Origin of the sequence: Pseudoalteromonas sp. S3260, from assembly GCF_005886925.1 — a bacterium.
Taxonomy (GTDB): Bacteria; Pseudomonadota; Gammaproteobacteria; order Enterobacterales; family Alteromonadaceae; genus Pseudoalteromonas; species Pseudoalteromonas tetraodonis.
In genome coordinates this window covers 1-6,900 of sequence record NZ_PNCV01000104.1, presented here as the reverse complement: position 1 = coordinate 6,900, position 6,900 = coordinate 1, and the positions used below count along the sequence as shown (strand labels likewise).

5 protein-coding genes and 1 pseudogene are annotated in these 6,900 nt (G+C 41.4%); 1 reads left to right on the top strand and 5 read right to left on the bottom strand.

Annotated features, from left to right (window positions below; translation table 11 throughout):
• The first annotated feature begins 214 nt into the window (after window positions 1–214).
• A pseudogene (locus CWC14_RS15260) lies at window positions 215–1,011 on the top strand (DUF2989 domain-containing protein).
• Window positions 1,012–1,052: 41 nt separating this feature from the next.
• On the opposite strand, the gene ihfA reads toward CWC14_RS15260, so the two are convergent.
• From ihfA to CWC14_RS15235, 5 genes are all read right to left on the bottom strand, one after another.
• The gene (ihfA, locus tag CWC14_RS15255; RefSeq protein WP_008114070.1) at window positions 1,053–1,349 is read right to left on the bottom strand and encodes an integration host factor subunit alpha; all 297 of its coding nucleotides are present in this window, start codon (window positions 1,347–1,349) and stop codon (window positions 1,053–1,055) included.
• A gap of 2 nt (window positions 1,350–1,351) precedes the next feature.
• Window positions 1,352–3,739 (bottom strand): phenylalanine--tRNA ligase subunit beta, encoded by a 2,388-nt coding sequence (gene pheT, locus CWC14_RS15250; protein ID WP_138563708.1) that lies wholly within the window; start codon window positions 3,737–3,739, stop codon window positions 1,352–1,354.
• Window positions 3,740–3,754: 15 nt separating this feature from the next.
• Complete coding sequence (pheS, locus tag CWC14_RS15245; RefSeq protein WP_138563706.1) at window positions 3,755–4,735, bottom strand: phenylalanine--tRNA ligase subunit alpha; 981 nt, start codon at window positions 4,733–4,735, stop codon at window positions 3,755–3,757.
• An 82-nt stretch (window positions 4,736–4,817) separates the two neighbouring features.
• The gene (gene hda, locus CWC14_RS15240) at window positions 4,818–5,528 is read right to left on the bottom strand and encodes a DnaA inactivator Hda (RefSeq protein ID WP_024603126.1); all 711 of its coding nucleotides are present in this window, start codon (window positions 5,526–5,528) and stop codon (window positions 4,818–4,820) included.
• A complete protein-coding gene (locus tag CWC14_RS15235) occupies window positions 5,528–6,583 on the bottom strand; it encodes a DUF2066 domain-containing protein (protein WP_138563704.1) in 1,056 nt (351 codons plus the stop codon). Before CWC14_RS15235 ends, hda begins: the two co-directional genes overlap by 1 nt.
• Window positions 6,584–6,900 lie beyond the last annotated feature (317 nt).

The following is a 6,900-nucleotide window of genomic DNA, read 5'->3' as shown; positions in this document are numbered from 1 at the left end:
AACCTAGTGGGCTAAGTCAAAACCGAGCAGCAAAGAGTAAATCGCACCTAGGCAGAACCCTTCGGGCAGCGCCTGTTTGGCATTGATGCTACGTTATCGCCTATTTATGGGGAATAACCACACCACATAGGCTCTGCCTTGTCTCAATACCAAACAGACTGCTGCAAATTCAACCTTGAAAGGTCAACAAACCCTAATAATTTGAGAGACTCGGATGGCTTTTAAGCGCATAACCCTCGTCTTTGCAATGTTGCTTACAGGCTGTGAAGAATCTTTAACCGTTGAAGGTATTTGCGTTGAATCGCCGGCCATGTGTAATGATCTTAACCAAGATAGTCACTGTAAAGCGCAGCGAGAACATACTATTTTTTTCGTCACCTTGAATCTTTACAACCTACCGATGAGCACAAATATCAATTACTCAAAGCGTTTGAGCACTACAATCAATGCATTGCTTTGGCAGCCAACATTCAGCACATAAAATTAAAAAGCAAAACCACGGCTCGCCGACGTGCCCACTTAACGAGCATGAGGGAAATAGCGCGGATTTATCAACAGACAAAACACACCAGCCACCCGGGCTTGCTTTATTATCATTGGTCAAGAAACAATGACGAAAGTGCATTAACATGTTTGCTCGCTTCAGAACATACTGCAGAAGTTGAACAAAGTGCTGAGATGCAATTTTACTTGGCGTCTTATTACATTAAGGTTGATGAAGAAAAAGCGATTAATTTTTTATACAACACGCTAGCGCTGAATAAAGCCAAGCATGAACCGAACCCTGAAATATATATGTCTTTGATCAGCCTGTTTTATAAACATCAACAATATAAACATGCTTATATTTTTGCCAAAATAGCTCAGCTTTCTGGTATTGAACATATTGATATACTGTTAATTGAGCAACAGTTAATAGCACAAGGAAAGAATTTAGAGAGTTTAGATAGGTTAGCCGAGCAGACTTTGCAGCAAATAGATCAAGGAACGTTTATTTCCCCCCGGAAATAATAAATCAGATACAAAAAAGGCAGCTTACGCTGCCTTTTTGTTTATTTTTTGCTAGTGCCTACTTCAACACGGGTTTTTAACTTTTGCCCCGGTCTAAAGGTAACCACGCGACGTGCTGAAATTGGGATATCTTCTCCCGTTTTCGGATTACGTCCCGGCCTTTCTTTCTTATCTCGAAGATCAAAGTTACCAAATCCAGAGAGCTTAATCTGCTCGCCTTTTTCAAGCGCTGAGCGGATTTCTTCAAAAAACGCTTCAACTAAATCTTTGGCATCTTTTTTATTGATCCCGAGCTTTTCAAATAGGTGTTCAGCTATGTCGGCTTTAGTAAGCGCCATATCTAGTCCCTCAACGATGCATTAAACTGTTCGGCCAGTGCGGCCACCACGTTATCAACTACCTGATTGATATCTTTCTCTTCGAGTGTTCTATCAACCGCTTGCAGTGTTAGAGCAATCGCCAAACTCTTATAATTTGGCTCAATACCTTTGCCCTTATACACATCGAATAAGTTTAGGTCAACCAATTGATTTCCGCCAACTTTTCCGATGACGTTTAAAATATCACCTATTTTAACGCTGTCTTGTACTAAAATAGCGATGTCGCGGCGATTTGATGGGAATTTAGACACCCCAACAGCCTGCGGTAAATTTCTTTTTTCTAATGCCGACATTTCAATTTCAAACACAAAAGTAGCGTTATTGATATCTAACGATTTTTGCGCCTGAGGGTGTAATGCACCAAAGAAACCTACCTTTTTACCATCAACATAAATAACGGCTGATTGACCAGGATGAAGGCCATCTGATTGCTCGGCTTTAATTTCAAAGCGGCTAACATCGTTGGTAATTGCAAGTAATGCTTCAACATCCCCTTTTAGGTCGTAAAAATCAACGTTACGTTTTTCTTCAACCCAATGTTCGCCATGCACAAGCCCGGTAATAACACCACCAATAACCGGCACTTGGTAAACGCCATTTTCTGCGCTTTCATCGCTGATAAACTTAAGGCCGTGTTCAAATAAGCGAATACGTGGCTGCTGGCGGTTTTGGTTATACGCAACAGATGCCAATAAGCCAGGCATTAAGCTTACACGCATCGCTGACATTTCAATTGAAATTGGGTGAGGCAATACCAATGCGTTACACTCTGGATGTAAAATAGCTTGCGCTTTAGGATCAACAAAACTGTAAGTAATGGCTTCTTGATAGCCACGGGTTACTAGCGCATTACGAAAACGGCTCAGTGCAACAGTTGACTCATCATGTGTGGTCATTTTAAGTTTTGCAGTTGGTGCCACATTAGGAATACTGTTGTAACCGTATACACGTGCTACTTCTTCAATTAAATCTTCTTCAATACGAATATCAAAGCGGTAGCTTGGTACATCAGCGCTCCAGCTATCATTGTCAAATTTAACATCAAGACCTAAACGCGTAAGTATATCGGTTACTTTAGCATCGTCAATGTGATGACCAATAACACGGTCTAAACGTGAACGACGTAAACGCACTTCAGTTACTTTTGGTAGTTTATCTACAGCAACAGCTTCAACGATTGGACCTGCGTTACCACCTACAATCTCCAGAAGTAACGCTGTAGCGCGCTCCATGGCATCGTGTTGTAGTGCAAAGTCGACGCCACGCTCATAGCGATGAGATGCATCAGTGTGCAAACCATAGCTGCGTGCTTGACCTGCAATAGCCACTGGGTTGAAGAATGCGCTTTCTAGTAAAATATCAGCTGTTTTTTCAGTAACACCCGATTGCTCACCGCCAAAAATACCAGCAATGGCTAGCGCTTTATGATGATCGGCAATCACTAATGTCGATTCATTTAATTTAGCCGTATTACCGTCTAATAAAACCAGCTCTTCACCTGGGATTGCACTACGTACTTTAATTCCACCCTCAATCGCATTTAAATCAAATGCATGCATTGGGTGGCCAAGCTCTAGTAATACAAAGTTAGTCACATCAACAACCGGATCAATTGAACGTACACCACTACGACGTAGCTTTTCAACCATCCATAATGGCGTCTCAGCGTCTAGGTTAATGCCCTTAATAACACGCCCTAAATAGCGAGGACAGGCATCATCGTTAACCAACTCAATAGATACTTTGTCTTCAATTGTCGGGGTTACCGCTGGAATGCTTAATGTATTTACATCAATACTGTTAAGTACGCCGACTTCGCGGGCAAGCCCTTTAATACCTAAACAATCGCCACGGTTAGGTGTTAAATCTACGTCAATAATGTTGTCATCAAGCGCTAAATATTCGCGTAAATCGGCACCAATAGGCGCATCAAGTGGCAATTCCATAATGCCATCGCCTTCTTCACTAATACCTAGCTCATCAAACGCACATAACATGCCGTGTGAAGGCTGACCACGAAGTTTGGCTTTTTTAATTTTGAAATCACCTGGTAACACTGCGCCAACAGTGGCAACTGCAACTTTAATACCTTGGCGGCAATTTGGTGCACCACAAACAATATCAAGCGGTTCATCACCACCAACATTAATTTTTGTTACACGTAGTTTATCTGCATCAGGGTGCTGGCCACACTCAACCACTTCACCTACCACAACGCCATTAAATTTGGCTGCTGCCGGCTCAACGCCATCTACTTCTAAACCAGCCATTGAAAGCTGTTCCGAAAGAGCTTGCGTATCAATTGCAGGATTTACCCACTCTCTTAACCACTTTTCACTAAATTTCATTTTATCTCTTCACTCTTAACGGAACTGGTTTAGGAATTTTAAGTCATTTTCGAAAAACGCACGTAAATCGTTTACGCCGTAACGCAACATGGTTAAGCGCTCAACACCCATACCAAAAGCGAAACCTGTGTACTTTTCAGGATCGATGCCTACAGACTTAAGTACGTTAGGATGAACCATGCCGCAGCCTAATACTTCTAACCATTTACCGTCTTTACCCATCACGTCCACTTCGGCTGAAGGCTCTGTAAACGGGAAGAATGAAGGACGAAAACGAATTTCCATGTCTTCTTCAAAAAAGTTACGTAAAAAGTCATGTAAAATACCTTTAAGCTCAGTGAAGCTTACATCAGTATCAACCATCAACCCTTCCACCTGATGGAACATAGGCGTGTGTGTTTGGTCATAGTCATTACGGTATACACGCCCTGGCGAAATAATACGCAGTGGCGGTTGCTCAGTTTCCATAGTACGAATTTGTACACCACTGGTTTGAGTACGTAAAACCAGCTTAGGATTAAAGTAAAAGGTATCGTGATCGGCGCGAGCAGGGTGATGCTCTGGTATATTTAACGCATCAAAGTTATGAAAATCATCTTCAACTTCAGGGCCTGATTTAACAGCAAAGCCAAGTTCACCAAAAAAGCTTTCAATACGCTCAATGGTGCGAGTTACTGGGTGCAAACCACCCGATGGCATAACACGCCCGGGTAAAGTTACATCGATTGTTTCTGCTGCTAGTTTTTCTTCTAATACTTTACTTGCTAACAATTCACGCTTGTCATTAATCGCAACTTGCACGTCTTGCTTAGCTTGGTTAATTACTTGGCCTGCTTCTTTACGTTCTTCAGGGGCAATTTTACCTAACGTTTTAAGTAAGCTGGTAATTTCGCCTTTTTTACCAAGATAGTTAACCCTGATCTCTTCTAGCTGCGCGATTTCACTGGCACTGGCTACCGCCTCAAGTGCTTGCGCTAATATGTTTTCTAAGTTCATTCGATACCTGATCTTTCACAGAAGGTGATTACAATTTAGTTAGCTAATGATAACTGAAAGCAGGGTCTAGATTCTAGACCTACTACAGCTTTAGCGTTGATTTTATAAAAGGAATAGTCAATTTTCGTTGTGCAGCCATGGATGCGTGATCTAATTTGTCTAATACATCCAATAAAGCACGCATATCACGACTCAAACGCGTTAATAAAAATCGCGCACATTCATCGCTCAGTTCAAGCCCACGCATATTTGCACGCTTAACCAGCGCCTGTGCTTTATCATCGTCACTCATAGAACGAATTTGAAACGTAGTGCCCCACTTTAAACGGGATTCTAAGTCAGGCAAGCTAATATTAAGCATGTTAGGCAGTAAATCGGCAGTCACTACCAGCATTTTATTGGGCTCATTAAAGCGATTAAAAAAGTTAAATAACGCTTTTTCCCATGCATCATTGCCTGCTACCAAGTGCACATCATCAATACACAATACATCCAATGCTTCAAGCCCATCTAAAACCATTGGTCCAAAATGAATGACCTCGCGCATGGAAAGCAGCATATTAGATAAGCCACGCTCTTGTGCTTGAATACAAGTGGCATATAGTAAGTGAGATTTACCAGAATCTCCTAAGCCACACAAATAGGTATACTGAAAAGAGTGAGCAAGCTTAGAAAAGCTATCTTTGAGATGATTTACCTCGAGTGAGTCTTCACCGCCAAAGTAGGATGCAAATGTTTCATCGTCTGGTAAAGTAACCGGCAATGCCATTTGTATTGGCTCTTGAGTTAGCATTAATTTACAACCCATTGATACTCTAGGCTTTGCTCATCAACTATGTGATAAAAAGCACGAGGATCAACATAGTCTTTAAAGGCGTTATCCAGGCCAAGGGCTTTTTTAAGGTCACTCACAGTCCCCGTATGATGAAGCTCAAACTCAACCGAATCGGGTGTTTTGCGTAAAATAACAGCTTGAGTTACTACGCTTAGATTCATTAAGTGGCGCTTAGCCAATTCAATATCAACAAAGCTCTCAGTCCCTTTTAAAGTTAAATTGGCAGTACGCTGCTCATAATAAGCATTAGGATCAATCGCATATTCACCAGCTAAACCTTGTGCTAAATCATCAATCATTTGCGCAACAATTTGCTGTCTATAGCCAGTGATACGGTTAGATTCAAACATTTCATCATTGGTAAAGCGCCAATCTAGTACCCAATTATCAGAGTTAAACGCTTGATACATTCTAGCAGTAATACTTCGCTCAGCACTGTAGCGTTTAGATGCCTCTTCTACAGGCCCAGAAAAATTTCCCCAAACTTCAGGGACACCAATAAGCCGTCTGTCTTGTAAATCGAGTAAAGGCACAACAACCGGTAAACCGCGGCGGCTTGCTTTGTCGTAAATCAGTTGCTCTAACTGAGGATAACTCTCTTGAGTAACCAGCTCTCGCTGCCTGTTATCTTCAATGCCTAACCAGATGGCAACCAGTGGACGTTGAGCTCCCCACAAAGGCAAATTAAGATCTTTTATTAGTGCATTGATCTTTCGCGCTTCAAATTTAACTAGTAACTTAAGCGTTCCAGGAATACGCTCATCGTATTCAAATTTCAGCATATAATCAGATATATCTTTGGTGCGTTGCTGTGCTATCTGATTTTCATCTGCACTTTTATCACCACTCACTTTTACTAGTACGTTAAGAAGCGCTTTGCGACTAGCGTCTAAGCGCGCATCACGAGATTTATCTTCTACGACCAAAATATCTTGATATAGATCAGTTACTTCAACTGCAGATACAGAAACACAAAAGAAAATGGATAAGGCGCTAATTAATAATCTATACACAGGCAAATCATTCTTGGTTTTAAACTGTTTTGATCCTAAATCAAAGCCACTAACAAAGCAAAATTATATTTTTACAGTGACTAAAGCTGCTGATTAAGTCGAACTTTCTTGTATTAAGAGTCGCTGCGCTACTTTGTAGCTATAAGGCAGTAGAATATCATGGTGCCGACAACGATAGAGAATGCATAACCGATGCATAACCGATGCATAACCGATGCATGGAGTAGGCATTAGTCTCTGATCAATTCTCTTCCTTTAACCTATTACCTTTTATCTTGCATCTGCATTTTCACTTCCTGCAGACGTAAAAAAGCCCG

Bases quoted from the DNA above. Each gene is read 5' to 3' on its own strand.
- hda (WP_024603126.1), bottom strand. From the start codon at position 5,528: ATGCTAACTCAAGAGCCAATACAAATGGCATTGCCGGTTACTTTACCA.
- pheT (WP_138563708.1), bottom strand. From the start codon at position 3,739: ATGAAATTTAGTGAAAAGTGGTTAAGAGAGTGGGTAAATCCTGCAATT.
- ihfA (WP_008114070.1), bottom strand. From the start codon at position 1,349: ATGGCGCTTACTAAAGCCGACATAGCTGAACACCTATTTGAAAAGCTC.
- pheS (WP_138563706.1), bottom strand. From the start codon at position 4,735: ATGAACTTAGAAAACATATTAGCGCAAGCACTTGAGGCGGTAGCCAGT.